The organism is Nocardia amikacinitolerans NBRC 108937 (assembly GCF_001612615.1).
GTDB lineage: Bacteria > Actinomycetota > Actinomycetes > Mycobacteriales > Mycobacteriaceae > Nocardia > Nocardia amikacinitolerans.
Window position 1 is genome coordinate 1 of record NZ_BDAU01000002.1, and the last position, 25769, is coordinate 25769.

Here is a 25769-nt window from a genome sequence, read left to right on the forward strand (position 1 = left end):
AGCTCGACCGCGACGAAGGGCCGACCTGACCGGGCCGTGGCGCACGAGTCGACCGGCGAGGGCGCGGCCGGTCCAGAGCGGGCGGCTGGCCGAGAGCGGGCGGCGGCGGTGGTGTTCACGGCGGATCCCGCCTATCTCGCACGCCGCCGCGACACCCTCGAATTCGTCGCGAACCTGTTGCGCGCCACCGCATCCCGGCCCGCCCAGCTGTCCTGTTTCGGGCTGCACGAGTGGGCGATGGTCTACCGCACCGACGACGTCCGCCACCGGCAGGTGCCACTGCGGCTGGGGTCCGAGGGCACCGACGCGGTGGTCGAAGCGATGTCGTTGCGCTGCACCCACTTCGACGCGTTCCGCTTCTTCACCCCCGAGGCCGTCGGCCGCAACGCGCAGCCGCTCACCCGCGCCGATCAGGTGGCGCGCGAACAACCCGGCTGTCTGCACGCCAACATGGATCTCTACAAGTGGAGTTTCAAGCTCGTCCCGCTTGTCGCCTCCCAGCTGGTCTTGGACTGCTTCGAATTGGCCTGCGACGCACGCGAACTCGACATGCGCGCCAGCCCCTACGACCTCACGGACTACGGCTACGCGCCGATCCGCATCGAAACACCGTCCGGGCGCGCGGAGTACGTCCGCCGCCAGGCCGAGATCGCCGAGCGGTCCGCCACCCTGCGCACCGCTCTCCTCGACGCCTGCGAGAACCTGCTCGCAGCGAGCGCGGAATACGCCGCCAGGTAGGAGCGCGACGGCTCAGCGCACGACGCGACGCTGTGCACCGACCCGACAGCACAGCTTCGTGCAGACGTTTTGTGTCAAGCGATTCCACTAAAGGAGAAAGATCAGAGGTAGGGAGAAGCCCACTCCTACAGCCAGGAGAACCGCCAACACAATAGAAACGCTCACAGAGACCAGGACGGGCCGAGCCATACTACGCACGAATGCTCGACCCCCATCCCTTTTTCCGGCGGAGACCCCCGCCGCGACGAAAACGACCGCCCCGGCAAGCATCATGACAATGATGATGGCTTCCAGAATGGTGTTCACAAACCCTCGCTTCCAGCGTTCGGGCTTCACATGCCTAGAAGCGCTGAGTAATCAGTGTAAGGCGTTTTGCGTCAAGCGATTCGGTCGGCGCTCAGGTCCGTCGTCGTCGCTGTATAGCGGTAGCTCGAACTCGGCCAGGTCGCCGAAACCGAGATCGTTCGACGCGCGCAGAACTTCCGAGGATGAGAGACCGCGGAAGAACGGCGCTGAACTCGGCGCGCCCTCGGTCGAGGCCGAGTCAGCCGAGTCTTCCACCATGAGGCCGATCACCCGACCCTCTGCGGCGACGATAGGTCTGGTGGTTCCACTTCTAGGACTGCGACGTCCAAGGTCGGATGCACGCCCCGGACATGAGCAACGCGGGATTCTCCACCGGAGAGTCCTCGTCAGACGGCAGATGACGTAGCCGCCAGGAGGCCCACACCGCGGCACCGAGGCAGATGGCTCCGAGCAGGACGGGGACTGCTCTCGGGTTCACGCTTGCTGTTGGGCGCGAACGGTTTCACGGTCCTGGCTGGTCGCCGACGGTGCGGTGCGGGGCCAGGTCCAGGCGTACCGCACGATGACGGCGAGAAGGATCAATTCCAGCACGATGCCGAGGCCGTAGAAGTACAGCCAGGACTCGCCCACCGCGTTGAATACCGTGACGGGGACGTAGAGCGAGGCCACGATGAGGTTCGTGATGCGGTTCGCCCGGGCGGGCAGCGTCATCGACAGCAGGACCATGAGGATCGGGATGGCCATGAGGGTCAGGGCCGTGGTCGAAAAGGTCTGGGAGACGTCGAACTCGAAGACCTTGCCGTCGAGGATTTCTTCGATGACGCCGGGCGTGAAGAAGTTGAGAATGTCCACGTAGGCGTAGAGGAACATGAAGCTTGTCCACGTCGCGGCGAGCTTGGCTCTCACCGGGATCGGCTGGTCTTCCAGTGTGGCGGTGGTGGTTTGACCTGTTCTCATCATGGACTCCGTTGTTGTGGTGAGGATCGGTAGATCCACGATCGCTGAGCCCGGCGGCGGGCGCCTCGGCCCGGAGGCTGGGGTTCGCTTGGCCGATGGCATGGTCTCTCTCTCGTACTTTCGGCGGGTACCCCGAGGCGCGCCGACCCCTAGGCTGGAGCCGTGGTCACTGTCCGGCGCTCCATCTGGCATGAGCCGCGGCCTGCTGACGCCCCACCCATCGGTCGGCTCGACTGGCTGCTGGTGGGCGTGTTCGCGGCTGCCGCCTTGGTCGAGGGCATCGCTCGGCCGGGCTTGGCCTTGCGACCCCTTGTGACGGCGCTCGCCCTGGCGCTGATACCTGCCCTGCTCTGGCGGCGGGGTCGCCCCCTGATGGCCGCCCTGGTCGGGTGGGGCGTCGCCGGGCTGCTCTCGGTCCTCCAGCTGACTGCGCACGCCGGGGACCTCGGCCTCTACTCCATGATGGCCGTCCTCATCCTGCTCTACTCCCTGGTGCGGTGGGGCTCGGGCCGGGAGATGGTCTTGGGGACGGCGTTCGTGACGGTCGTCGTCGCGCTGGGGATGTACGTCTCCTCCGCGGGCTGGGCCGACGTCTTCGGCGGGAGCGTCCTCTTGCTGTTGTTCGTCGCCCTCGCGGCGATGTTCCGCTACCGCGCGGACCTCTGGCATCGCCAACAGCGCGAGATCCGCAATCAGGAGCGGGTGAGACTGGCTCGCGAGCTGCACGACACCGTGGCCCACCACGTCTCGGCCATCGCGGTGCAGGCGCAGGCCGGTGGCGTGGTTGCCGGCATCGAGCCTGAGAAGGCTGCCGAGATCCTGGCCGCGATCGAGTCCGAAGCGTCGCGAACCCTGGCGGAGATGAGAGCAATGGTGCGGGTGCTGCGTGAGGAGGAAACCGTCGCCTACTCACCGCAACTGGGTGTCGCGGACCTGCCTGCTCTGGCGCGCGCCGACGCGACGCCCACCGTCGAGGTCTCGCTGGCCGGTTCGTTGACCCGGCTGGCACGACCCGTGGATGCCGCGCTCTACCGGCTCGCGCAGGAGTCGCTGACCAACGCCGTACGGCATGCCAGGAGCGCGACCCGCGTCGGGATCGACGTACGCCGGGAGGGCGACGCCGTCAGACTGCGTGTCATCGACGATGGACAGACCGAGCCGGGGCCGGCCCCGGAGCCTGGGTTCGGCCTGCTGGGCATGGCCGAACGCGCCCAGCTCCTCGGCGGATCGCTCTCCGCGGGGCCGGGGCCCGAGGGTGGCTGGGTGGTCGAAGCCGTGCTGCCGGTGGAGGCGATGGCGTGAGCATCCGTGTTGTCGTAGCCGACGACCAGGACTTGGTCCGGACCGGGCTGGTGATGATCCTCGGCGCGCAACCCGACCTCGAGGTCGTGGGCGAGGCAGCAGACGGGCTCGCAGCGCTCGACCTGGCGACCCGGCTGCGTCCCGACGTCCTCCTCGTCGACATCCGGATGCCCGGGCTCGACGGCGTCGAGGTGACGCGGCGCCTGGCCGGGCCGAACGTGGCGGACCCGATGGCGGTCGTCGTGATCACCACCTTCGACCTCGATGAGTACGTCCTCGGCGCCCTACGCGCAGGCGCCCGCGGCTTCCTGCTCAAGGACGCCGGGCCGGAGCTCCTCGTGCAAGCTGTCCACGCGGCGGCCAACGGGGACGCGCTGATCGCCCCCAACGTCACCCGCCGGCTGCTGGCGACCTTCGCCGACCAGGCGCCGGCGGTACCGGTCCAGCCCATCGACCCGCTCACCGAGCGCGAGAAGGAGGTGCTCGCGCTGGTGGCACGGGGCCGGACCAACGCCGAGATCGCCACCGAGCTCTTCGTCGGCCTGAGCACGGTCAAGACCCACGTCGCATCGTTGATGACCAAGCTCGGCGCCCGCAACCGCGTCGAGATCGCGATGTGGGCATACGACACCAGACGCCTGAGAGCCGATTAGTGGGTACCGGTGAAGGGGTGGCCGACCGTCGGTGGTGGAGTCGAACTGGAAGTCGTTGGCCCACACCATGTTCGGGTGCTGTTGGCTACATCGGTGAACCGCGGCGTCGCTGATCGGTGAATCCTGACGGCACGCTCGACGGGTGTCGTCGAAGACTGACCAGGACACAGCAACCAGATTCGCTGGCGATGTCGGATGCACCTCACATTTGCTGTTGCTGCGTCGTCGGAGTACTGGAAGCGCGGGGTGGGCCGCCGGGTAGCGGATCGCGGCCCAGAAGGTCGAACGGAGACAACATGACCTCGAATGCATCTCCGATCGCGGATATCCCTGGATAGAGTGGGGCCTTTTGATGACCCCACGTATTTCCCCACGTATTGACCACGACCCGAAACCAACACCCCACCCTCGTAGCAACAAGACCGCTAACACAGTTGCGCTGGTCTAAAGTCTGCCCGGAATGTAATGGCTCCACGACGATTGCCGGTTGCCTGCACGGAGGTCATCGATTCGTTGCCGCAACCGGTGGGCGTGCTCAACCGAAGTTGTCGCTCGTCGGAGTGGGCCGGTTACCTGAACAAGGTCACGCATGTCCAGCAGCACCTGGTACCCAGACCACTGCGACAAGTCGTACCCGTACTCCTCGATGAAGTTCCGAACCCAAGTCTCGTCACGTCCGTACCGCACCGCGGCATGCCATGTCGGAATCAAGTCCACTTCTCGTGGGCCGATGCTGACCCAGTCCCAATCTCCGAGGATCGGCCGAGGTGGATTGATTCTGTTGTCCCACAGAAGGTTTCCTGCCCAGGCGTCGCCATGGATCAGTCCGACGCCTAATGGCCAATCTAGTTCGGTCAGTTGCGTGCGAACCTGGTCGATTCGCCTCAGTAACCATGCACGCTCGTCCTCGATGATGACGCTCACCGTGCTGTCCACGAGAAGCGCTCCGTGCAACGATTCCAACGGCGTCCACGGTTGAAGTTCGATTGTCGGCGTGGGCAAGTCATGCAGCGATCGGAGAAGACGGCCAAGCTCCCTCGAGGTCAGTTCCGGGGTATCGGCCACTTGTCGGTAGTACTGCCAGAATCCAACCGTGTACCCGTTGACTCGCACCGGTTCGACGCCGGAGAGCGGAGCCGTCGCGCCGAATTGGTGCTGCGCGGTCAACCATTCGGTTACTGCGTAGATCCGTCTCGGCCTGTCAAGGTCCGCCTCGTTGGCGCCGACCCGGGCAACAACTCCGTGACGTGGCAGGACATAGACAGCGTTGCTCGAATGGTGGATCAGCTCCGCCCCGGCGGGATCGAGCCCGGAGACTTGGCACGCGGCGGATAGCGCCGCGTACTCCTCCAACGACATGCCAGCCCTACCCGACTAGTGCGACTGTGGATCGAAACTCGTCTTCGACCTGCTGAACGATAGCCAGATCAGCGTACGGTGCCAGACGACGACGGACAATGTTGATCAACTCGATACCGCGAGCGCTGGTCAGGCCGCGAGCAACACGCATTGCGTCCAGGAGCACCCGACACGCTTGCTCGACCTCCACACTTTGGCCTGTTGCGGCCTCGCCGGAATCGGGTACGTACGACGCCGCCAGCGTCGCCGCTGCTAACACTTGCCGACGTTCCATCCCCGCAGAATCCGCCAGAACCACAGGTGCGCGTCGCTGTACATCCACAGCACGTCGCCCATCGTGCGCCACATACATGAACTCGGCCGACAACTGCCGGTCAGTGAAGAACCGGATCCAATCCGGCTCGTCATCCGGACGTGCACGGTTCAACCGCCGCTCTGCCTCCAGCATCGCTTGTGCGCCAGCGGTCATATCGCCATTCAGCGCATGCGCACGCGCTAACACTGCATTGCACCGCGCGGTACTGCTCGGCGAACCCGATTGCTCTGCCGCGCGTACAGCCGCCGCGCCGAACCACAGCGCCTCCTTCCTATGGCTAAGGTAGTGCGCCTGCATCGACATGTCCGTGAGGATATGCGCCCCCAGCGCGGCATTGCCGCCTGCTTTCGCAAGCCGCAGAGCCTGCCGAAAGTACTTCTGCCCCAACCCCTGTCGAGCTGAATCGAAACACATAAAGCCGCTCAGGTCGCACAGCCGCGCCGCGACTGCATACAGCTCGGACGCGGTACGACTGTCGTAAGAGCCACGCAGCGCCGGTCCGACTACGTCATCGACAAACCGCGCAAGAGTCGCGCGTGCGTAGCCCCCGCCGAGGTGGTGGTCCGCACTGGAGAACACGTCGCACATCGACCACATGACCTCGATGTCGGCGGTGCCAACACGCCGATGGCTTTCGCCTGTGGCAAAGACCGGAACAGTCTCGTCCAACCATTCGCGCACAGGATCGAACACGTCACAGCCGACCCATGGCGCGTTAGGCTCGTCCGCTACCAACGAAATGGTCGAATCCTTTTGTGGCGCTTGTGAATTAATGTCGACCCACATGCGTTCGAGGACACCGCCGGTCTCCAGCGCTTCGTCCATTCGCTGTGCGAAATCTCGTGTTGGACGCCGTTGAGCCTTCTCTATCTTGCAGATCAGCGAACCACTGTCGTGACTGATAGCGCCGAGCCGGTTCAGCGACATCTTCCGTAACAGTCGCCAGTGCCGCAGTTCCGCGCCGAAGAACTGTTGCGCCGACTCCATAGCGGCCAGCTCGCGCGGTGGTTGGGCCATCGCTTCATCCTCTTTGACCTGGTCGTTTGGGACCGGTTTCGGTGCAGCCTCGGATGCGGACAGATTTTCTGTCCGCATCAAACATATACCGACCTCCGTGCGGCTGGTCACAGACTGAACCTGCGTCCGATGCGGGCCGATTCCGACTCCTACCTACAACATTCGCAGCACTGAGGGGGCACGATGTCGAACCCAGATCTGCCGGACCGGACACGGTTCGTTGGTCCGCCTATCCCATGGCCGGTTGACCGCCGTGCCGATGTGATCGAGCGCTGCAGGAACGCCCTACGCGGGTGGACACCCACCGAGCCAACCTCCACGCAGCAACGCGACTCGAGGGATTGAACTCAATGGAGCACATACCGTTCGGGGACACCCCGTTGTCCCGCTGTCACTTCTACCGGCGGGTGTGCGATCTGCCCGCGAACATCGACCCACCTCAACTCGGCCAAATCGTAATGAAGGTCGAACATGTCGGGGCGTTGACCATGCCCGCACACCTTGGCCAATCCGTGAAAGTCCGTAGGCAGCAGCAGGGTTCGAACCTCGGCCCGGTGGTATCTCATCCGCGCCGGAACAGGTGGACATTCTTGATACGGCCGGACATCCCCGATGACGACCGACTGTTCGCCGAGATGTATCGCCTCGACGTCTCGGTAGTGCGAACCGGTGGCACCGTCGCTTTGCCGTCGCCAGCCGACAAAGGCGCGCAGTTCCGGCGCTGGATCGAACCGCCCTGCTGCACGTTTCGGCCATCCGGACCTGCGGTGGTCGACACGATACGTGCTTGCTCAGGTCGGTACCGGCCCGTGCGGAGGCGGACGGCTCATGTGTGAGCGTAGGTGCGCGCCGCCGATTCGGGAGCAGCAGCCATGAACGCAAATACTCTCGCTCCCAGAGCAATTGGTGTTTTATCGCTTGAAGTCAGTGGCCCGCACCTGTTGCGGGACGAACGAGTGATTGCCGAGTTGGCACAGCGACGCGGCTACACCCTGGCTGGATTGGTCACCATCGGTGACGACACGTTCATGCCGACAACCCTCATTGTCGGGACGGCACGCGGCAAGGGAGCAGCAGCGGTCATCGCGCCCGGCATCGCCCACTTCAGCTGCCGCGTCCGGGCCATCGCTCTGGCGTGTGACCTGATCACGCCAACCAAATTCGTGGCCTGTACCAGCACCGACCGATTACGGGAGACGTCATGAGTGAACAGGCTTCCCCGCTGCCGGACGAGCCGGACGTTCATTTGAGCGTGTACCTGCATGGTGCACGGTTCGACTTCGCCGCCTGCCTCACCGCCGCACTTCTGTTCATTCAGGACTTCCGCGCCCACCACTACCCAGATGCGGTGCAGGTCATCCCCGGCGAAACCGCTGAATAACTAGGTTGCCCAATGACGCCTCTATCTCGAGCCGTAGCCGCCTTCACCTCGACCGACCACACTCCCCGACCAAAGGCCAGCGGCGCGCGATGATCGGTACATCGAACTCCTTTGCCCACCATCAGAAATCCGAGGCAACCTACCTCGACGTGGCCGCCAACGACCACGGCCAGGAGAAGGGGCTACTCGTTCAACGTGCCCTTGCGCGGGTTGCCGATGCCGACCCGCACATCGTCGAGATCGGCCCCGGTGGCGGCGCCGCCGTCGTGTTCCTGGCATCCCAACTGGAGGCCGAGCCCCGCGATGTTCGTCTCACCCTCATCGAGGCACCTGGCATAACGTCCCACACTCTCACCCAGGCCATTGACCGTTTCAATACGGTAGGTACGTGCGCGCTGGTACGCGGGTGGGCGCAAGACATCGCGACGTTGGTCAGCGAACCCGTCGATGTCATCAGCGCGTCGGCTCTGCTGCATGAGGTCTACTCCTACGGCGGTGCCTACAGCGGTCTACACACGATGATCCGGACCTTCCCGAGTGTGCTGAAACCCTATGGTTTCTTCGTATACCGCGACGTGTACGCCGTCGACGCGCCATCGCTGCACGAGCCCGCCGTCCAGTCCTACAGTGCCCCGTCATGGTTGCAGTTCCTGCGTCTGTTCCTGCCGCACTACCTACACCACGGCACCCACCCCTACCACCACCACGACGACGAGGTCATCATCCGCCAGAACTCCCGCATCGTCGCCGCCCCGGAACTCGACCCGCACATTTGCGCCCTCATCCACGCCCCGATCGGACTGTTCCGCGAAGCGCAACGCCACTACATCACTCTGCGTGATCACGTATGGCGTTCGGGCATACTGGGATTCACGCCGATCCTCGACGGGCAACTCTCGGGGGACTGGATAGATTTCCGCACCGGTCACAAGCGCGTGCACTTCGCCTTCACCGATAGCGCGTGGATGTCGACCAACGACCGCGCCAACATCCAGGCAGTCAGCGAAACCTACGGCGACCATCACGTGATCGACGGTGACATCTTCGACGCCGTCACCGATGTCGCGCTGAACCTGTTCCTCGCAGCCATCGAACGCGGTAACGACGACTGCGGACAGATCTGGAGTAGCTGGCTCGAGCGCGAAGGCCGAGAAACCTACGCCTACCTCACCGCCGACGAGCTACTGACGGCATTCGCCGTGCACTCCGCCGAGACCGACACGGGTATTCCGTCTGTCCTCATGCCGGTACGACCCGCCGATGTCTTCGTCCGAGAACGGCATTACTACAACCGGTTCCTCGGCAAGAATCTCGCCAACCCACTCAGCGACGCCAAGCAGATGGTGTTGTTCCAGAACATCCCTGTCACCGACTCCGATGCCCTACAGCAGGCACTCGGAACGATCCGCCAACATTGCTCCAAACCCAGCCTTGCCCGCGTTCACACCGCCATCCACACGAGAGGATGATTCAACCCATGCACCTGATCGAGGTCGAGCGTAAACGCGAACTCCCCGACCCCAGTTCCCTCCGCCAGCGGCTCACCGAACTCGGATACCGCGAGGCCGGACACCTCACTGAGGTCGACACCTACTACAGCCGCCCCGATGTCGACTACATGAAAACTGTTGAGTGCCTCCGCATTCGGCAGCGAGACGGGTTCGCCGAAATCACTTACAAGCCACCGTCGAATGCCAGCACCCACAGCGACGCCGACGTGATCGCCAAACGCGAAACCAACGTGGCTCTCAGTAGTCCCGACCAAGCCTCAGCGGCCAACCAACTACTCGCCGCAATCGGCATGGTCGAACTCGTTCGCGTTGAGAAGGCTCGCACCATCTACGAGCATCCCGAACACGACGACGTCATCGTCGCTATCGACGCCGTCACCCATGCCGGAACCTTCGTCGAAACCGAGGTCACCGCCCCAGACACCTACGCTGCAACCATCCATCTCGAAGAGGTCGAAACCGAACTCGGCATAGCCGATTACCCGGTCGTCGGCCTGCCCTACCGCGATCTCGTCATGGCCGTAGCCCACTGATAAACAACCTGGAAAGGACTTCCCGCACACCCGACCCTCGCCATGAACGCGGCAACCCAAACCCCCGGCGTCAGTCCCCTTGGGTTTAAGGATCGTCGCAACACCGCAGCACAGGGAGATTGTGATGGACACGTCAGCTGGTGACATGTTGGTTACGCACTCCTCTAACGGCCGCTTGCGCAAGGGAGACGACGATGTCACCTCCCCAACAGCCCCGTGATTCGGCGCGGCGAGAGCACGAATCCGGATGGATCGGTTAGGCAGTGGTGGAACCGCTGCCGACGGTCCGCGCGGGATTGACCGCTACTGGTCTCTGACCACAGAGCTTCTTCGAACACATCGCTGGTCGGTGAATCCTGACGGCACGCTTGACGGGTGTCGTCGAAGGCTGACCAGGACAACAACCAGATTCGCAGGCGATGTCGCATGCACCTCACATTTGCTGTTGCTGCGTCGTCGGAGTTCTCGAAGCGCAGAGTGGGCCGCCGGGTAGCGGATCGCGGCCCAGAAAGTCGAACGGAGACAACATGACCTCGATTGAATCCCAGATCAGGGCGTTTCTGGAGGACCGTGCAGAGGCGCAACGATCGAAGGACATCGACGGCCTCATGTCGTTCTATTCGCTCCCACGCCCTACGCAATTCATCCGGCGTGCACCCGATATCGGCCAGCGAAGCGAGAGCTTGCGCGCCAGTCAACGAATCCTGTTCGGCACGAAGCACTTTCAACATCAGTTTCAGTCCCGCGGATGGTGCGTTCGATCACCCGCAAGTCGTCCCCGTCCGGAACACGCCGCAGGTAGGAGCGCGACGGCTCAGCGCACGACGCGTCGCCCGGCACCGACCCGACAGCACAGAATCGCGATTCGCCAGGACGACACACCGCAGCCGCACGCCGAATTGTTAGCGTGGACTATGCCCAGCGAATCCCCCGTGGCGGCGACCCTGCGCCGCGAGCAGCTCCGCGATTTCCTGCGCACCCGCCGCGCCCGGCTCACCCCCGGTGACGTCGGCCTGATCGCGGCGGGCAAGCGGCGCACGCCGGGGCTGCGCAGGGAGGAGGTCGCGATGCTGGCCGGGGTCGGCGTCTCCTGGTACACGTGGCTCGAGCAGGGGCGCGGCATCAAGGTGTCGGCGGAGGTCCTCGACGCGGTCGGCCGCGCGCTACGCCTGACCGAGCCCGAACGCGCGCACCTCTATGTGCTCGCCGGTCTCAATCCGCCCCGTACGGGCGCGGCGCGCGACACCGAGGTCTCGCCACAGCTTCGGCAGGTGGTCGACGCGTGGGCGCCGCGTCCGGCGATCCTGCGCGACCGTTATTGGAACCTGCTCGCGATCAACGAGGCGACGCGCGCCGTGTTCGGCTACGACGACGCCGACCGCAACTGCATCGTCTCGTTCTTCACCAATGCCCGCTACCGCGGCATGCACGACCCGTGGGCGTCCATCGCGCCCGCGGTCGTCGCCGCCTTCCGCGCCGATGCCGACCAAGCCCCCGACGATCCGGAGTTCCGCCGCGTCATCGACGAACTCACCTCGGCCAGTAGCGAATTCGCCGAGCTGTGGACCCGCCACGACGTCGGCGTCCCCGGGCAGGGCGTGAAGGCGGTGCGCCATCCGGAGGCAGGCGAGCTGTTCTTCGATGTGACGACCTTGGTGGTCGCCGACCGCCCCGATCTGCACCTGGAGCTGTACCACCCGCGGCCGGGGACCGCGACCGAGGAGCGGATCGCCCAGCTCTTGCGCGCCCCGGTGGCCGCGTCGGTCTGATCAGGGTGGTGTTGCCAGACCCACGTTGATCACACACTGTTTGCCACGCGCCGGGCTCGGCAGGCTGAATGCCATGACGCACAACACTTCCGGCACCTTCCGATTCCAGGACAAGATCGCCCTCGTCACCGGCGGATCCAGCGGGATGGGTCTGGCGACCGCGCGGCGACTGCTCGCCGAGGGCGCCGCCGTGGTGATCACCGGCCGGGACAAGGCCCGGCTCGATGCCGCGGTCCAGGAACTCGGCGGCGGCGACCGCCTCCTCGCGATGCCCGGTGACGCGTCCAGCCTCACCGATCTCGACGCGCTGACCGACGCGATCCGGGAACGCTTCGGCCGCCTCGACGTGGTCTTCGCCAATGCCGGTGTCGCCTCCTTCCAGCCGCACGCCGACGTGACCGAGGCCGAGTTCGACCGCGTGGTCGACATCAACTTCAAGGGCGTGTTCTTCACGCTGCAGAAGACGCTGCCGCTGCTGTCCGACGGCGCGGCGATCGTCGTCAACGCCTCGTGGACCCTGCACCGCGGCATGCCGGGCGCCTCGCTCTACGCGGCGACCAAGGCGGCGGTCCACAACCTCGCGCACACCCTCGCCGCGGAACTCGGCCCGCGGCGCATCCGCGTCAACTCGGTGAGCCCCGGCTACATCGAGACCCCGATGTTCCACGCCGAAGTGTCGGCGGAGGCGCGGACCGCCGTCGTCGGCGAGGTGGTCGCCGGACGGATCGGCACCGCCGAGGACGTCGCCGACGCCGTCGCGTTCCTCGCCTCCGCGGAGGCGTCCTACGTCAACGGCCAGGATCTGGTCATCGACGGCGGCTTGGTCGCCGCGATCCCGGGCAAGCTCCTCTGAGCTCGTCGGCGAATCACTTGACGTCCAATGCCTGGAAGGCCGGAGCGCGCTTCTCCAGGTAGCTGCGCACCCCTTCGGCCGCGTCGGGGTGGCGGAAGGATTCGACCATCAGCCGGTCGGCGACGCGGACGGCGGTGTCGAAGTCGATGTCCAGCCCCTGGTACACCTGCTCCTTGATGACGCTCATCGAGGTGGGCGAACTGAACTGCGCCAGCTCGGTGGCATAGTCGATCGCCGCCGTCAGCAGGTTCGCTGAATCGACGACACGGTCGACCAGACCGATCCGCTGCGCTTCTTCGCCGGTGATCACGCGCCCGGAGAGCAGGAGGTCGAGGGCGCGGCTCGGACCGATGAGCCGTGGTAGCAACCACGCGATGCCGTATTCGGCGATCAACCCGCGCCGGACGAAAGCCGTGGTGAGCTTGGCCTCGGGGGTGCTGAATCTGAGGTCGCAGTACAGCGCCTCGACCAGACCGAGTCCAGCCGCGGCGCCGTTGATGGCGGCGATCATCGGTTTGCGCACCGTCAGCGGGAAGGCGCGGGGCCGCGGCCGTTGCACCGGCCGCAGATCGTCGGCGGTGCTGGCCTCGTGCAGGTCGTCCATGTCGGCTCCGGCACAGAAGCCGCGCCCGGCGCCGGTGACGACGATGGCCCGCACGTCGGGATCGGCCTCGGCCTCGTCCAGGAGCTCGAAGTATCGCCGCTCGAGTTCGTCGGTCCAGGCGTTGAGGCGTTCGGGTCGGTTCAACGTGAGTACCAGGACCGGACCGCGCCGCTCGGCGAGGACCGGCTCTCGGCACTCGGCCGCCGGGCTCCGCTCGATCATCGGATTCCTTTCATCGGTTCAGAGGCATTGCTGCGCAAGGTAATTCAGTTCGGCGCGGTTCAGCGATACTTGCGCAGTTCCTGCTGGGCGATGGCGCGCTTGTGGACTTCGTCCGGTCCGTCCGCGAGGCGCAGGGTTCGAACGTCGGCCCACGCACGGGCCAGCGGGAAATCGTCGGTGACACCGGCGCCGCCGTGCACCTGGATGGCTCGATCGAGAACCTTCAGCGCCATAGTCGGCGCGGCCACCTTGATGGCGGCGATCTCCGTGCGCGCGGCCTTGTTGCCGACGGTGTCCATCATCCACGCGGCCTTCAAGGTGAGCAGCCGGGTTTGTTCGATCTCGATTCGCGCCTCGGCGATCCAGTCCTGGATATTGGCCCGCTCACTGAGCGGCGACCCGAAGGTGGTGCGGGATTCGGCGCGACGGCACAGCAGCTCCAGTGCCCGCTCGGCGACGCCGATCGCGCGCATGCAGTGGTGGATTCGGCCCGGCCCCAGCCGAGCCTGACTGATCGCGAACCCCTCCCCTTCGCCGGCGAGGACGTCGGCCGCGGGCACTCGCACGTTGTCGAAGTCGATTTCGGCGTGGCCCTCGCGATCCATGTAGCCGAAGACCGGCAGGCTACGCAGGATGGTGATGCCCGGCGCGTCGATCGGCACGACCATCATCGACTGCTGGCGGTGCGCCGGCGCGCTCGGATCGGTCTTGCCCATCACGATCAGCACCGTGCAGTTCTTGTGCATGGCGTTGGAGGCGAACCACTTTCGGCCGTTCAACACGTAGTCGTCGCCATCGCGGGTCATGCTGAGCTCGATGTTGGTGGCGTCCGAGCTGGCGACCGCGGGTTCGGTCATCGCGAAGGCCGAGCGAATCGTGCCGTCCAGCAGTGGCCGGAGGTACTTCTCCTTGTGGGCTTCGGTACCGAAGAGAGTGAGGACCTCCATGTTGCCGGTGTCCGGCGCCGCGCAGTTGGTCGCTTCCGACGCGAGATGCAGGCTGCGGCCCATGATCTCGGCCAGCGGCGCGTATTCGAGGTTGGTCAGCCCAGGTCCCCATTCGGGGTGCGGGTGGAACAGATTCCACAATCCGCGGCGGCGCGCTTCGGTTTTGAGTTCATCGATGATCGGCGGCTGGAAGTGCGGATCACCGGACTTGTGCATCTGTTCCTCGTAGACGGATTCCGCCGGATAGACGTGTTCGTCCATGAACGCGAGCAGATCCGCCCGGTACCGCTCGGCACGCTCGGACATTTCGAAGAGCTGCATGAAGACTCCTAGAGAAAGCGGACCCAGAACCTGCGCTGCGCAGGGGCCGCCCTTCGTTTGTATATGAATCTGACGTCAACTTCAAGTATTCGGCCCTGACTTACCCGTGCCGGCGAACCTTGCCCGTCGTTCAGGAGGCGAGAAGCACGCTCCGCGCGCTCACTCCGCCTGAAGCACCCCTTCGACCAAGGCGGTGACGAGTGTCGACGCCGTGGCGACGCTCGATTGCCGACCCGTCAAACGGTCGGCGTACAAGATGGATTCACCGAGTCGCACCACGGCGAAGGCGACGGTGTCCAGGTCCACCGAAGGTCGCAGGCCGCCCTCTCGGACGTCGCGTTCCAGCAGGTCCCGGATGGCGGCGATCATCCGGGGTTGGACCGCGCCCGCCGGATCGGTCAAAGCCCTGATCGCCGGAATCGGCTCCTCCTCCAACAGTTTCTGGAAGCCGATGTCACGGCCGGTCCGCACGCCGTGATCGGTGACGATCCACATGCTGCGCAATGCTCCGCTTTTGTTGCGCACGACGTTGCCGTTCGCACGCTGCCAGCGACGGATGGAGTAGTCCAGGTTACGTCGGCTCAACCACCACAGCGCCTCGCTCAGGAGCTGATCACGGTTGCCCGCCCGCCGGAACAACGTCACCCGCGAGATGTGCAATTCGCTTGCCAGCGCACCGAGGTCGAGGCGCCTGCCCTCCACGATCGCGGCCGCCGCGCAACGGATGATGTCTTCGCTTTCCACCGGCATAGTCCCTACCGTAAGCGCACGGCATTCGCGGCCGTCGCAGTGCACCGATGTGACTCGCCGGTGCACTCGACAAGCTCGGCCCTCCCCCAACTCGCTACTGGCAATTCGCCCGAACCGAGCGGACGGCGGCCGCTCGTCTACCCGGAGGAACCCGCCCGAATCGTCGCGCTCAGACGACCTCGAAGAGGCCTGCCGCGCCCATTCCGCCGCCGACGCACATCGTGACGACGACGTAGCGCACACCGCGCCGCTTGCCTTCGATCAGCGCGTGGCCGACCAACCGCGCGCCCGTCATCCCGTAGGGGTGGCCGACGGCGATCGCGCCGCCGTCGACGTTGAGCCGATCGGGATCGATGCCGAGCTTGTCGCGGCAGTAGACGGCTTGCGATGCGAAAGCCTCGTTGAGCTCCCACAGTCCGATGTCATCGACCGAAAGGTGGTGCTGCTGAAGCAGCTTGGGGATCGCCAGCACCGGGCCGATGCCCATTTCGTCGGGGGCGCATCCGGTCACCGCGATGCCACGGTAGACACCCAGCGGGGTGAGGTCGCGGCGTTCGCATTCGCCGCGTTCCATCAGGACACACGCCGATGCCCCATCGGAGAGCTGCGAGGAATTCCCGGCGGTCACGGTCGCTCGGTCGGTGACCTTCCCGTCCTCGAGGACAGTGCGCAGGCCGGTGAGATCGGCGATGGTCGTGGCGGGCCTATTGCCTTCATCCTGGGTCAGCGTGACCGGATGTGCTGTGACAGCACCGGTTTCCCGATCGACAACCGACTTCACCGTGGGAAGGGGCACGATCTCGGCGTCGAAGCGCCCTGCCGCCTGTGCCGCCGCGGTTCGCTGTTGCGAGACCAGGGCGAACTCGTCCTGGGCCTCGCGGCTGACGCCGTACCGCTCGGCGACGATCTCGGCCGTATGCAGCATCGGCATGTAGATGGCCGGTTGGTGTTCGACGAGCCAGGGGTCCGCGGCCCGATGCAAGTTGAGGTGGTCGTTCTGCACCAGCGAGATGGATTCCACCCCGCCCGCCACGGTGACCCGCATACCGTCGCCGATGATCTGTTTGGCCGCGGTCGCGATGGCCATCAGTCCCGAAGAACACTGCCGGTCGATCGTCATTCCCGCCACGCTGTCGGGCAATCCGGCGCGCAGCACGGCCTGCCGGGCGATGTTCGGTGCGGAAGAACCCTGCTGCAGTGCGCATCCGAGCACCACGTCGTCGATTTCCGCGCCGTCCACCCCCGCCCGTCGCACGGCATGCGTGACGACGTGCGCGGCCAACTCCTGCGCCTGAGTGTCGTTGAACGCGCCGCGATACGCCTTGGCGATCGGCGTGCGGGCGGTGGAAACGATTACTGCTTCTCTCATGTGGATCTGTACTTTCTTGTCGCGAAGGGAAATTCAGAGAGCATGCCCGGCCACCGGAGACCGCGCGCCTCGGCGGGCGTTCGCGGAGGCGTGTGCCGATGTCTGTGCGGATGACCGGCTGCGGGTGGGCTCAGGATCGCTCGAACCACCGGCGTGGGTTGTCGACCAGCATGGCGGTGATATCGCCTCGCTCGACTCCCTGCTGTTCGAGCGCGGGGACGACGTCGTCGAGAACATGTTGGTAATGCCAGTTCGGCAGGAGCTCGAGCAATTCCGGTGCGATCCAGTCGATGTGGCACGCCGCGTCCTGGGACAGCACCATGCTGCGGGCATAGCCGCGACGGCACATCTCGGCGACGGTGGCGACGCGGTCGTCGAAGCCGAGAATCACGTCGACTCCGAAACGGTCCATGCCAAGCAGGTATCCGGCGTCGGCGAGTGCGCTGAGATGATCGACGTCGGTGGTGTCGCCACTGTGGGCGAGCTGCACCGCCGCCGGTGGCACACCCTCGCTGTCGAGGACGCGCTGCACCGCCGATCCGGAACGGGTCTCCGGATGCGTGTGCACCATGATCGGTGTCCCGGTCTCGCGGTGCGCCGCCGCGACGGCGCGCAGCACGCGTTCGACGCCCGCGGTCATACCGGGCCGGTCGATCGCGCATTTGAGCAGGCACGCCTTGACGTCTGTGCCCTGAATGCCTTCCCGGATGTCGCGGACGAACAGGTCGATCATCGGTTCGGGGTGGTCCCCGTACGGTGTCGGACCGCGGTAGGAGAAGTACGACGGGACGTCGGTGTAGGTGTAGACGCCGGTGGCGACCAGGATGTTGAGCTCCGGCACCTGTTCGGCGACGGTCAGCGTGCGGTGGATGTCGCGGCCGAGCCCGTCGACGGTGGGATCGACGATCGTGCGAACCCCGCTGGCGTACAACCGTTTCAGGCGCGTCACCGCGTCCTCGATCTGCTGTCGTTCGTCCCAGTCGCGTACCCAGTTGGTCCGGCTGTCGGGGCTGAGGACGAAGAGATGTTCGTGCATCAGAGTGATGCCGAGATCGGCGGTGCTGATCTCGCCGAGCGCGCTGGGCACGGTCCGGCCGCTCATAGCGACCGCAATTCTCGTTTGAGGATCTTTCCGGACGGCCCTTTGGGAAGTTCGTCCACGATCCTGACCGCTCGTGGGTATTTGTAGGCCGCCAGCCGCTGCTTGCAGAAGTCGATGATCTCCTGCGGTTCGGCCTTGCCGCCGATCTTCAAGGCGACCACCGCGTGCACCTCCTCCCCCAAGCGCTCGTCGGGGACGCCCACGACCGCGGCCTCGGCGATCGCCGGATGCGTGTAGAGCACTTCTTCGACTTCGCGCGGATAGACGTTGTAGCCGCCGCGAATGACCAGGTCCTTCTTGCGGTCCACGATGAAGACGAAACCGTCGGCATCGCGGTAGCCGAGGTCGCCGGTGCGGAACCAGCCGTCGCTGAAGGCGGCCCGCGTCGCGGCCGGCTGCCGGTAGTAGCCGTCGATGACGTTGTGGCCTGCGAGCAGGATCTCGCCGATGTGGTCCGGCCCGGCGGGCAGTGGCCTGTCTCGGTCGTCGACGATCCGCAGCCGAACTCCCCAAATCGGTTTGCCGACCGAGCCGAACCGGCGATCACCCGGCTTGTTGGCCGTGGCCGAGCTGGCGGTCTCCGACAGCCCGTACCCTTCGACGACCGTGACACCGAAACGCTTTTCGAACTCGGTGAGGATCTCCGCGGGCAGTGACGCACCACCGGAGCAGGCGATCCGCAACCGGCGCAGGTCGCGACCGGAGGCGTCGGCGGCCAGCAGCGCGAAGTACATCGTCGGGACTCCGAGCACGATGCTCACGCCGTCGCGTTCCATCGCTGCCAGCGCCGCGTCGGCGTCGAACCTTTCCATGACCGACAGCGACGCCCCCGCCCGGATCGCGACGTTCAGCATCGCCGACAGTCCGAAGACGTGGAACATCGGTAATGCCGCCAAGGCGACGTCGTCGCCGCGTACCCCGACGGCTTCGGCCGAGACGGTGCAGTTCATGTAGAGCTGAAAGTGGTTCAGCGGCACGCCTTTCGGACTTCCCGTCGTTCCGCTGGTGTAGAGCAGCACGGCGGTATCCGTGGCGGCCGTGTGTGCGATGTCGTCGCTCGGCTGCTCGATCTCGTCCGCATCCGCGATCAGCAGATCCGAATAGTGCCGCGCCCCAAACGGAATCGGTGCACCGGCGTCGACGACGAACAGATTCGCACCGTCGACCGAACGAGTCGCATGCCGGATCTCGTCGACCGAATCGTGGTGGGCGAGGATCGTCCGTGCTCCGGAGTCGGCGAGACAGTGAGTGACTTCCCGTGCCTTGAGCATCGGGTTGAGCGGCATGAAAATAGCGCCTGCTTTGAGAGCCCCGAAGTAGGCGATGACGAACTCGGCGCTGTTCGGCAGCGACACCGCGAGCACGTCCCCGGCGCCGAGACCGTTGGCGCGCAGCCCGCGCGCGAAGCGGCTCGACTCTTCATCGACCTCGGCATAGCTCAGCCTTCGGTCACGCGAGATCAGACACGGTGCGTGCGGAGCCGCATCGCGCGACTCGCGCAGGATCGTGGCGAGGTTGAAACTCATCTGGAACTCCTCATCTCCGGCTCGTGATGCCGGCGCGGGTCAGGCGGTGGACGACAAACCCACCAGGTCGGCCAGCCTGCTCTGGTGGGCGTCGACAGTGCCCAGCGCGAGCTGGTCGGCTTTGGCACGCTTGAGATACAGGTGGGCGGGATGCTCCCAGGTGAAACCGATTCCGCCGTGTAGTTGCAGTGCCTCCTCCGCGGCGCGCAGCGCGACTCGGGAGCAGAACGCTTGCGCGACCGACACCGCGATCGCGGTATCCGGGTCCTCGACCGCCACACACGAGGTGGCGTATCGCGCGACAGCTCGCGCCTGGACGAGATCAAGGTGCATGTCGGCCAGACGATGCTTGATCGCCTGGTAGGAGCCGATCTGCCGACCGAACTGGTAGCGCGTCTTCGCATAGGAGACAGTGGATTCCAAGCAATACTCGGTGATTCCCACTTGCTCGCAGGCCAGCATCGCGGCGGCGACGGTGAGGGCCCGGTCGAGCGCGGATTGCACATCGTGGCCGTGCGCGACGAGTGTGCCCGGCGCGGAGTCCAACCGCAGACTGCTCAGCGGCCTGGTGAGATCGAGGGAGCTTCCCCGGGTGACGACCACCCCGGCGGCGCTCGAGTCGACGGCGTAGAGACTGAGAGTTCCGTCGATCTCCGTGCTCGGCACGAGGATCAGGTCGGCGGTGAGGAGATCGGCGACGGACGTGATGTTGCCCGTCAGCTCCAGGCGGCGCGCCGTCACCGTGACGGCTTCGAGCGAAGCGGGCGCTGTGGACACGGGGACGGCCAGCGTCGCGGTGAGCCGTCCCACGGCGAGGTCGGTGAGCAGTTGCGGGACCGCGCGATGATTGGTCAGCGCGAGCAGCGCCGCGGTGGCGAGTACGGCGGAGCCGAGGTAAGGCAAGGGCGCTGCGGCGCGGCCGATCTCTTCGGCGACGACGCCGGCTTCGCGCCAGCTCGCACCCGCTCCGGACCAGGTCTCCGCGATGGGCAGGCCCGCGGCGCCGATCTCGTAGGCCAGTGTCGACCACGCCGAAATGTCGTAAGGCTCTTCGGTTTCGATCCGTGCCAGAATCGCGGGCACCGGCACGGCGGCGGTGAGGAATTCGCGCACCGCGGGCCGCAGATCGTCTTCGTCCGCGCTGTAGAGCAGGTGCTCGGCGGACGTGGTGAGAGTGCTCATCGAGGCAGGTCCTTCCAAGCGACCGAGGTGTCGTTGCGTGCTTCCGGCGGTAGGCCGAGGACCCGTTCGGCGATGATGTTGCGTAAGATCTCCGTGGTCCCGCCCTCGATCGAGTTGCCTTTGGCGCGCAGGAACCGGTAGCCCGCGCTCCGTACCCGGAAGTCGACCGACTCGGGCCTGCGCATCGCCCAGTGCTCGTAGTGCAACCCCTCCTCGCCGAGCAGATCCAGCTCGAGCGAGGACGCCGCTTGGTTCAGGCGCGCGTAAGCGATCTTCGCTCCCGCGCCCTCGTTACCGGGCCGGCCGGTCGCTTGCAGGGCTCGTGCCCGCTCCCCCGCCAATCGAGCCGCCTCGGCGTCGATCCACAGTGTGATGAGGCGCTCCCGCAGCCCCGCGGTCCGCAATTCTGGCCTGCGGCGCCAGAGATCGGCGACGATGCCGATCAATCCGTCCTCCCGCGGCGCGGCGCCTCCGATGAAGACCCGTTCGTTCTGCAGCGTGGTCATCGCCACGCTCCAGCCTGCGCCGAGGTCACCGATTCGGTCCGCGTCCGGAATCCGCACATCGGTGAGGAAGACTTCGTTGAACTCGGCTTCTCCGGTCGCCTGCCGCAGCGGACGCACATCGACGCCCGGCTGGGACATGTCGCAGGCGAAGTAGGTCAGCCCTCGGTGTTTGGTGGCGGCCGGATCGGTCCTGGCGACGAGGATCGCCCAGCGTGCCACGTGCGCCATGGACGTCCAGACCTTCTGTCCGTTGACGACCCAGCTGTCGCCATCACGGACCGCCCGGGTCGACACCGCCGCCAGATCCGAGCCCGCGCCGGGCTCGCTGAACAGCTGGCACCACACCTCTTCGCCGGTCCACAGCGGACGCAACCATCGCTTCTGCTGCTCGTCTGTGCCGTGGGCGAGGATCGTGGGAGCCGCCATCCCGACGCCGACGCCGATGCGTCCGAGATCGTGAGTCGGCGCCTGAGCCGCCGAGAACAGCGCGTCGACCCGCGGCTGCAGCGACCGGGGAGCGCCGAGGCCGCCCAAGCCGGGCGGGTAGTCGATCCACGCGAGTCCGGCGTCGAATCTCGCTCGCAGGAAGGTCAGCGGTTCGGTGTCGCGCGGGTCGTGCTCGGCGAGGAATCGCCGGACACGGTCGTCGAGTTGTTCGGCCGCGCCGGTGTGTTCGTCGCTGCCGGTCGAACGGTGGTCGGTGGCTGTCATCGCTTGCCGTCCTCGAGATGCTGTGCGGTGGCGGGATAGTTCATGCCGCCGGTCCGCCCGCGACGTAGAGCACCTGACCGGAGACGAAAGCGGCGCCGTTGCTGGCGAGGAAGGCGATGACGTTGGCGATGTCCTCGGGTTTGCCAACACGCCTGACCGCGATCTGCGCGGCCATCGTCGATTTGAGTTCGTCGAAGTCGACGCCCGCGCGAGCCGCCGCAGCCGCGGTCATGTCGGTGACGGTGAATCCCGGTGCGACGGCGTTGACGGTCGCGCCGAATCGGCCGAGTTCGATGGCGAGTGTTTTGGTGAACCCTTGCAGACCGGCTTTGGCCGCGGCGTAGTTGGCTTGGCCGCGGTTGCCAAGCGCCGAGGTGCTCGACAGGTTGACGATCCGGCCCCAGCCCACGGCCGTGATATGAGCCTGCACCGCTCGCGACATCAGGAACGCGCCACGCAGATGCACGTTCACGACCGTGTCCCAGTCGTCGTCGGTCATCTTGAACAGCAGGTTGTCTCGCGTGACGCCGGCATTGTTCACCAGCACGGTCGGCGCGCCGAGCTGATCGGAGACGCGTTGGACGACCTTGTCCACCTGCTCGGCGTCGGTGACGTCGGCTTCGAAGGCCGCGGCGCGACCTCCGGCGGCGTTGATCGTGTCCACCGTCGAGGCGCAGGTGTCCGCATCGAGGTCGAGCACGGCGACAGCCATGCCGTCGGCGGCCAGCCTGATCGCCGTGGCGGCGCCGATCCCTCGGGCGGCGCCGGTGACGATCGCGGTGGGCGTGGAAGGGTTGGTCATTCGGTGATTTCCTTCTATTACGTTGGGGGACAGATCGATCGGTCGAGATCGGCGCGACGGCGCGCCTCTTCGGTTCGTCAGTGCAGCCAGGAGCGCGAGCCCGGGCTTCGCCAGCACCTGTTCGTCTCCACGGGAGTGGGCGGTAGCAGCGGAAACACGCCGAATCGGACGGCGAGCTCCTCGGCTGTCGTACTCGCGTTGCCATGCACGATGCCGTCGATACCCGCGCGCCGCGCGCCGTCGACGTTGTGCGTCAGGTCATCGATCATGACGGCTTCGCCGGGCTCGACTTCCAGTCGGGCGCAGGCCAATTCGTAGATCGCCCGATCCGGTTTGCGCAGCCCGACCTCGGCCGACACCACGGCGACATCGACAAGGGCGGCGATGTCGACGTCGTCGTAGCAGTCGCGGCCCAAGGAATTGGACACCAGCGCGACCGGATGCCCCGCGGCTCGCACGCCCGCGATCAACTCGATCATCTCGGGGTCTGGTCCGATCTCGGACCGTAGACGGCGCAGCAGGCCGTCCGCTTCGACGGTGCCACCGTGTTCGGTCAGCGCCTCGGCGAGCACCTCTTCGAAGTGTTCGTCGCTGCGTCGGCCCGCTTCGAATTCGACGAAGGCGGAATTGACCACGGCGTCGGAGGCGATGAGGCAGATCGGCAGATCCGGATCCACGCCGATGCTTCTGCCGAAGGCTCGGAAGCCGGCGAACACGCTCGTGGTGAGCACGCCGCCGAAGTCGACGAGGATCGCCCTGCGCCGTGCGACTTCTCGCGGAAGCCGAAAATCCTTGGGGGTCATCGGGACAACCAACCGCTTCCAGATTCCGAGCGGACCTCAGCGGGCCGGCATCGGTTCGTTGATGGTCGAGAAGTATTGGATGAAGGCGGCCGTGGCGACCGGCGCGCCGACGCCCATCGTGACCGTGGCGGCCAGGCGAGAGAAGGCGGCCTGCTCGCGCTCGTAGGGCGTCTTCCATGGCGCGTGCTCCTGGAACGGCAGCGCGGCCGGCTTGTACTGCGCCCGAGCGGGATCCAGCACCGGGACGAGCCGTGCGGTGTTCCCCGCGATCTCGGCATCGATCGGGAAGGCGATGTCGTCGACGTTGAATTCCAGCGGCACTCCCGCGAGGATCCGACCGTCGGCCGAACGGATCTCGAAGCGCCCGTTGTCGACAGCCAGCCTCCCGGCGTCGTCGACGGTGATCACCGCGGCATTGCCGTCCACCGACGCGGTGTAGTCGACGCGCGGGGCGAGAGCGACACTCAACGGTTCGGTTCCGCTCCCCGTTCCGGTGTCCGCGGAGGCGGTGGCAGCGGCGACACCGACAGCCGCGGCCGTGACGGAGACGATCAGGGCATTCCTCATGGCGCGCATAGCTTGTGTTCTTTCTTCGAGGTTCCGGCCGAAAGCCGAATGTGGTTGAGGTGGAGAGGAAGACGGCGACGTGGTCGGCGGGTACGAGGAGACGGACTTGTCCGGTCGAGCCTTCGCACAAACCTGAGCCTGACGCCATGTTCAACTACCCGGAGACGCGAGGGCCGGTTCGCGCCACGGGCTTACGGGATGTGCAGGAGCTTATACCCCGAAGGACCGCTATTGCGATAGAAATCTGAAACTAATTTGGAATCTGTTTCACACCGCCTGATCATGGGCGATCACAGCGCCTCGACCTGACCCTCCACGGCCAAGAGGGCCGCTTGATAGCGGCGCATACCGCGCAGCCACCGGTCGTAGTCGGCGGTCTTCTGCCGGTGCAGCTTCGCGACTTCGCGGTGCGGAAGGATAAGGAACCGTTCGTCATCGATGGCGGCGAGCACCTCGTCGGCGACTTGTTCGGGTGGCAGAACGGCTCCGGCGGCAGTGACCGCCCGCGCCGCGGCGGCGGCCCAGCTGTCGTCGGCTTCGACTCCCGCCTGCAACATCGCGGTTTCCACCCCCATCGGGCACAGGCAGCTCACCCGAATCCCCTTGTCGCCGTATGTCACACTGAGCCACTCGGCGAACGCGACAGCGGCGTGTTTGGTCACCGAGTAGTCGGCGGTACCGATCTGGGTCAACAAGCCGGCCGCCGAGGCGGTGGAGACGAAGTACCCTTCGCCCCGCTCGACCCATTCGTCCACCAGCAGCCGGGCGGCGCGGACGTGTGCGTGAACATGGATCTCGAAGGCGGTGATCCAGTCGTCGCGCATTCCCAGACCGGGCGTACCCGGAACGCCCGCGTTGGCGAAATACAAGTCCACACCACCGAACTCGTCCTTTGCCGTGGCGATCAGCCTGCGTAGATACGCTTCATCGGTGACGTCGCCCGCCAGGGCGACCGCGGCAGCCGGATGCGTGGCCCGGAGCGAATGCGCGACGCCCTCGGCGGCCTCACCGTCACGGTCGGCGACGACGACTCGCGCGCCGTCCCGCACCAAGCGTTGACTGATCGCAGCGCCGATTCCGCGACCCGCTCCGGTGACGATGGCGGTTTTGCCGTTGACCTTCATGCGAGGTCCCTTCGGTTCGAAACGTGCTGGCACTCGGGCACGGTCGAAGAACCCACGTCAGGATGCCCGAGTCGATATGAATCTGACGTCAACTTCACAATCTATAGCCGCGCATCCCCGGCGAGTCAAGACCGCGCAGTCGGCGATCGAGCGCTTTTACGCGTCGGATCATCAATAGTCAAGTATTGCGAAACGAACGAGTGAACTGTTTCATGTCTCCAGGGCGGTCGAATCTTCCGCACGGCGACACGGCACGCGTCCGGGGTCGGCGACGAGAACGTGGGCCCGCACGCACATCGACATTTCGAGGACGCACTGATGAATCGCACTTGCCGCCGATCACAGCCTTCGCTCGCCCGTCGGCTGGCGATGGTCACCGCCGTTGTCGCCCCGGCAGCGAGCCCGGCCGCCGGAGCAGGCGTGGTCGACGCCGAGGAACCGCCCTCCGGTGGCGCTCGCGGTGATCTGGTCAGCGCCCAGCAGTACGCGTTCACGGTGCTCGGCGGCCTGCCGACGCCGACCAAGTGCGCTCCCACGT

Annotated in this window: 24 protein-coding genes; 9 read left to right on the plus strand and 15 right to left on the minus strand. The window is 65.8% G+C overall.

Annotation, left to right across the window (positions count from 1 at the left end; all coding sequences use genetic code 11):
- Window positions 1-738: 3-methyladenine DNA glycosylase (locus NAM01S_RS02230; RefSeq protein WP_255284284.1), on the plus strand; the 738-nt coding region annotated here is incomplete at its 5' end.
- Between the two features lie 780 nt (window positions 739-1518).
- Here NAM01S_RS02230 and NAM01S_RS02245 read toward each other — a convergent pair.
- On the minus strand, window positions 1519-2001 hold the full coding sequence (locus tag NAM01S_RS02245) for a DUF6326 family protein (protein ID WP_067778970.1): 483 nt from the start codon (window positions 1999-2001) through the stop codon (window positions 1519-1521).
- Window positions 2002-2163: 162 nt separating this feature from the next.
- On the opposite strand from NAM01S_RS02245, the gene NAM01S_RS02250 reads away from it, so the two are divergent.
- Entirely contained in the window at window positions 2164-3303 is a 1140-nt protein-coding gene (locus tag NAM01S_RS02250; RefSeq protein WP_067778426.1) for a sensor histidine kinase, read from the plus strand.
- On the plus strand, window positions 3300-3956 hold the full coding sequence (locus tag NAM01S_RS02255; protein ID WP_067778429.1) for a response regulator: 657 nt from the start codon (window positions 3300-3302) through the stop codon (window positions 3954-3956). Before NAM01S_RS02250 ends, NAM01S_RS02255 begins: the two co-directional genes overlap by 4 nt.
- A 444-nt stretch (window positions 3957-4400) precedes the next feature.
- Here NAM01S_RS02255 and NAM01S_RS02260 read toward each other — a convergent pair whose 3' ends face one another.
- Both NAM01S_RS02260 and NAM01S_RS02265 read right to left on the minus strand, forming a co-directional pair.
- The gene (locus NAM01S_RS02260; RefSeq protein WP_067778433.1) at window positions 4401-5315 is read right to left on the minus strand and encodes a phosphotransferase family protein; all 915 of its coding nucleotides are present in this window, start codon (window positions 5313-5315) and stop codon (window positions 4401-4403) included.
- Window positions 5316-5322: 7 nt separating this feature from the next.
- Complete coding sequence (locus NAM01S_RS02265) at window positions 5323-6759, minus strand: helix-turn-helix domain-containing protein (RefSeq protein WP_157107556.1); 1437 nt, start codon at window positions 6757-6759, stop codon at window positions 5323-5325.
- Window positions 6760-7520: 761 nt separating this feature from the next.
- Here NAM01S_RS02265 and NAM01S_RS02270 point away from each other — a divergent pair.
- From NAM01S_RS02270 to NAM01S_RS02295, 6 genes are all read left to right on the plus strand, one after another.
- Window positions 7521-7853 (plus strand): hypothetical protein, encoded by a 333-nt coding sequence (locus tag NAM01S_RS02270; protein ID WP_157107557.1) that lies wholly within the window; start codon window positions 7521-7523, stop codon window positions 7851-7853.
- Window positions 7850-8029: a hypothetical protein gene (locus NAM01S_RS02275; protein ID WP_067778442.1), complete on the plus strand. Its 180-nt coding sequence runs from the start codon at window positions 7850-7852 to the stop codon at window positions 8027-8029. The genes NAM01S_RS02270 and NAM01S_RS02275 overlap by 4 nt, the downstream gene beginning before the upstream one ends.
- Before the next feature lie 89 nt (window positions 8030-8118).
- On the plus strand, window positions 8119-9498 hold the full coding sequence (locus NAM01S_RS02280) for a hypothetical protein (protein WP_067778444.1): 1380 nt from the start codon (window positions 8119-8121) through the stop codon (window positions 9496-9498).
- Between the two features lie 8 nt (window positions 9499-9506).
- Entirely contained in the window at window positions 9507-10073 is a 567-nt protein-coding gene (gene cyaB, locus NAM01S_RS02285; RefSeq protein ID WP_157107558.1) for a class IV adenylate cyclase, read from the plus strand.
- Between the two features lie 914 nt (window positions 10074-10987).
- The gene (locus NAM01S_RS02290) at window positions 10988-11842 is read left to right on the plus strand and encodes a helix-turn-helix transcriptional regulator (protein ID WP_067778447.1); all 855 of its coding nucleotides are present in this window, start codon (window positions 10988-10990) and stop codon (window positions 11840-11842) included.
- A 73-nt stretch (window positions 11843-11915) separates the two neighbouring features.
- Window positions 11916-12695 (plus strand): glucose 1-dehydrogenase, encoded by a 780-nt coding sequence (locus tag NAM01S_RS02295; protein ID WP_067778449.1) that lies wholly within the window; start codon window positions 11916-11918, stop codon window positions 12693-12695.
- Window positions 12696-12708: 13 nt separating this feature from the next.
- Here NAM01S_RS02295 and NAM01S_RS02300 read toward each other — a convergent pair whose 3' ends face one another.
- The 12 genes from NAM01S_RS02300 to NAM01S_RS02355 all read right to left on the minus strand — a co-directional run bounded on the left by NAM01S_RS02300 (window position 12709) and on the right by NAM01S_RS02355 (window position 25231).
- Window positions 12709-13521 (minus strand): enoyl-CoA hydratase-related protein, encoded by an 813-nt coding sequence (locus tag NAM01S_RS02300; RefSeq protein WP_067778455.1) that lies wholly within the window; start codon window positions 13519-13521, stop codon window positions 12709-12711.
- A gap of 59 nt (window positions 13522-13580) precedes the next feature.
- Window positions 13581-14789 carry an acyl-CoA dehydrogenase family protein gene (locus tag NAM01S_RS02305; RefSeq protein ID WP_067778457.1) on the minus strand — a complete coding sequence of 403 codons (1209 nt, stop codon included), beginning with the start codon at window positions 14787-14789 and terminating at the stop codon, window positions 13581-13583.
- 159 nt (window positions 14790-14948) lie between these two features.
- A complete protein-coding gene (locus NAM01S_RS02310) occupies window positions 14949-15539 on the minus strand; it encodes a QsdR family transcriptional regulator (RefSeq protein ID WP_067778460.1) in 591 nt (196 codons plus the stop codon).
- A gap of 169 nt (window positions 15540-15708) precedes the next feature.
- The gene (locus tag NAM01S_RS02315) at window positions 15709-16908 is read right to left on the minus strand and encodes an acetyl-CoA C-acyltransferase (protein WP_067778463.1); all 1200 of its coding nucleotides are present in this window, start codon (window positions 16906-16908) and stop codon (window positions 15709-15711) included.
- Between the two features lie 130 nt (window positions 16909-17038).
- Window positions 17039-18010: a phosphotriesterase family protein gene (locus NAM01S_RS02320; protein WP_067778465.1), complete on the minus strand. Its 972-nt coding sequence runs from the start codon at window positions 18008-18010 to the stop codon at window positions 17039-17041.
- Window positions 18007-19536 carry a long-chain-fatty-acid--CoA ligase gene (locus tag NAM01S_RS02325; protein WP_067778467.1) on the minus strand — a complete coding sequence of 510 codons (1530 nt, stop codon included), beginning with the start codon at window positions 19534-19536 and terminating at the stop codon, window positions 18007-18009. The genes NAM01S_RS02320 and NAM01S_RS02325 overlap by 4 nt, the downstream gene beginning before the upstream one ends.
- A 39-nt stretch (window positions 19537-19575) precedes the next feature.
- A complete protein-coding gene (locus NAM01S_RS02330; protein ID WP_067778470.1) occupies window positions 19576-20718 on the minus strand; it encodes an acyl-CoA dehydrogenase family protein in 1143 nt (380 codons plus the stop codon).
- Window positions 20715-21935 (minus strand): acyl-CoA dehydrogenase family protein, encoded by a 1221-nt coding sequence (locus tag NAM01S_RS02335; RefSeq protein WP_067778473.1) that lies wholly within the window; start codon window positions 21933-21935, stop codon window positions 20715-20717. The genes NAM01S_RS02330 and NAM01S_RS02335 overlap by 4 nt, the downstream gene beginning before the upstream one ends.
- A gap of 40 nt (window positions 21936-21975) precedes the next feature.
- Window positions 21976-22737 carry a 3-oxoacyl-ACP reductase FabG gene (gene fabG, locus NAM01S_RS02340; RefSeq protein WP_067778476.1) on the minus strand — a complete coding sequence of 254 codons (762 nt, stop codon included), beginning with the start codon at window positions 22735-22737 and terminating at the stop codon, window positions 21976-21978.
- Between the two features lie 77 nt (window positions 22738-22814).
- Window positions 22815-23540, minus strand: coding sequence for an HAD family hydrolase (locus NAM01S_RS02345; protein WP_067778478.1), 726 nt, complete (start codon window positions 23538-23540; stop codon window positions 22815-22817).
- Window positions 23541-23576: 36 nt separating this feature from the next.
- The gene (locus tag NAM01S_RS02350; RefSeq protein ID WP_253798115.1) at window positions 23577-24107 is read right to left on the minus strand and encodes a DUF8020 domain-containing protein; all 531 of its coding nucleotides are present in this window, start codon (window positions 24105-24107) and stop codon (window positions 23577-23579) included.
- Between the two features lie 290 nt (window positions 24108-24397).
- On the minus strand, window positions 24398-25231 hold the full coding sequence (locus NAM01S_RS02355) for an SDR family oxidoreductase (protein WP_067778484.1): 834 nt from the start codon (window positions 25229-25231) through the stop codon (window positions 24398-24400).
- Between the last annotated feature and the right edge of the window lie 538 nt (window positions 25232-25769).

What these genes read in the sequence shown, in the direction of transcription:
- NAM01S_RS02310 (WP_067778460.1), bottom strand. Translation starts at nt 15,539, where the DNA reads ATGCCGGTGGAAAGCGAAGACATCATCCGTTGCGCGGCGGCCGCGATC.
- NAM01S_RS02305 (WP_067778457.1), bottom strand. Translation starts at nt 14,789, where the DNA reads ATGCAGCTCTTCGAAATGTCCGAGCGTGCCGAGCGGTACCGGGCGGAT.
- NAM01S_RS02275 (WP_067778442.1), top strand. Translation starts at nt 7,850, where the DNA reads ATGAGTGAACAGGCTTCCCCGCTGCCGGACGAGCCGGACGTTCATTTG.
- NAM01S_RS02320 (WP_067778465.1), bottom strand. Translation starts at nt 18,010, where the DNA reads ATGAGCGGCCGGACCGTGCCCAGCGCGCTCGGCGAGATCAGCACCGCC.
- NAM01S_RS02260 (WP_067778433.1), bottom strand. Translation starts at nt 5,315, where the DNA reads ATGTCGTTGGAGGAGTACGCGGCGCTATCCGCCGCGTGCCAAGTCTCC.
- fabG (WP_067778476.1), bottom strand. Translation starts at nt 22,737, where the DNA reads ATGACCAACCCTTCCACGCCCACCGCGATCGTCACCGGCGCCGCCCGA.
- NAM01S_RS02300 (WP_067778455.1), bottom strand. Translation starts at nt 13,521, where the DNA reads ATGATCGAGCGGAGCCCGGCGGCCGAGTGCCGAGAGCCGGTCCTCGCC.
- cyaB (WP_157107558.1), top strand. Translation starts at nt 9,507, where the DNA reads ATGCACCTGATCGAGGTCGAGCGTAAACGCGAACTCCCCGACCCCAGT.
- NAM01S_RS02325 (WP_067778467.1), bottom strand. Translation starts at nt 19,536, where the DNA reads ATGAGTTTCAACCTCGCCACGATCCTGCGCGAGTCGCGCGATGCGGCT.
- NAM01S_RS02315 (WP_067778463.1), bottom strand. Translation starts at nt 16,908, where the DNA reads ATGAGAGAAGCAGTAATCGTTTCCACCGCCCGCACGCCGATCGCCAAG.
- NAM01S_RS02330 (WP_067778470.1), bottom strand. Translation starts at nt 20,718, where the DNA reads ATGAGCACTCTCACCACGTCCGCCGAGCACCTGCTCTACAGCGCGGAC.
- NAM01S_RS02335 (WP_067778473.1), bottom strand. Translation starts at nt 21,935, where the DNA reads ATGACAGCCACCGACCACCGTTCGACCGGCAGCGACGAACACACCGGC.
- NAM01S_RS02290 (WP_067778447.1), top strand. Translation starts at nt 10,988, where the DNA reads ATGCCCAGCGAATCCCCCGTGGCGGCGACCCTGCGCCGCGAGCAGCTC.
- NAM01S_RS02350 (WP_253798115.1), bottom strand. Translation starts at nt 24,107, where the DNA reads ATGAGGAATGCCCTGATCGTCTCCGTCACGGCCGCGGCTGTCGGTGTC.
- NAM01S_RS02345 (WP_067778478.1), bottom strand. Translation starts at nt 23,540, where the DNA reads ATGACCCCCAAGGATTTTCGGCTTCCGCGAGAAGTCGCACGGCGCAGG.
- NAM01S_RS02280 (WP_067778444.1), top strand. Translation starts at nt 8,119, where the DNA reads ATGATCGGTACATCGAACTCCTTTGCCCACCATCAGAAATCCGAGGCA.
- NAM01S_RS02270 (WP_157107557.1), top strand. Translation starts at nt 7,521, where the DNA reads ATGAACGCAAATACTCTCGCTCCCAGAGCAATTGGTGTTTTATCGCTT.
- NAM01S_RS02295 (WP_067778449.1), top strand. Translation starts at nt 11,916, where the DNA reads ATGACGCACAACACTTCCGGCACCTTCCGATTCCAGGACAAGATCGCC.
- NAM01S_RS02355 (WP_067778484.1), bottom strand. Translation starts at nt 25,231, where the DNA reads ATGAAGGTCAACGGCAAAACCGCCATCGTCACCGGAGCGGGTCGCGGA.
- NAM01S_RS02245 (WP_067778970.1), bottom strand. Translation starts at nt 2,001, where the DNA reads ATGAGAACAGGTCAAACCACCACCGCCACACTGGAAGACCAGCCGATC.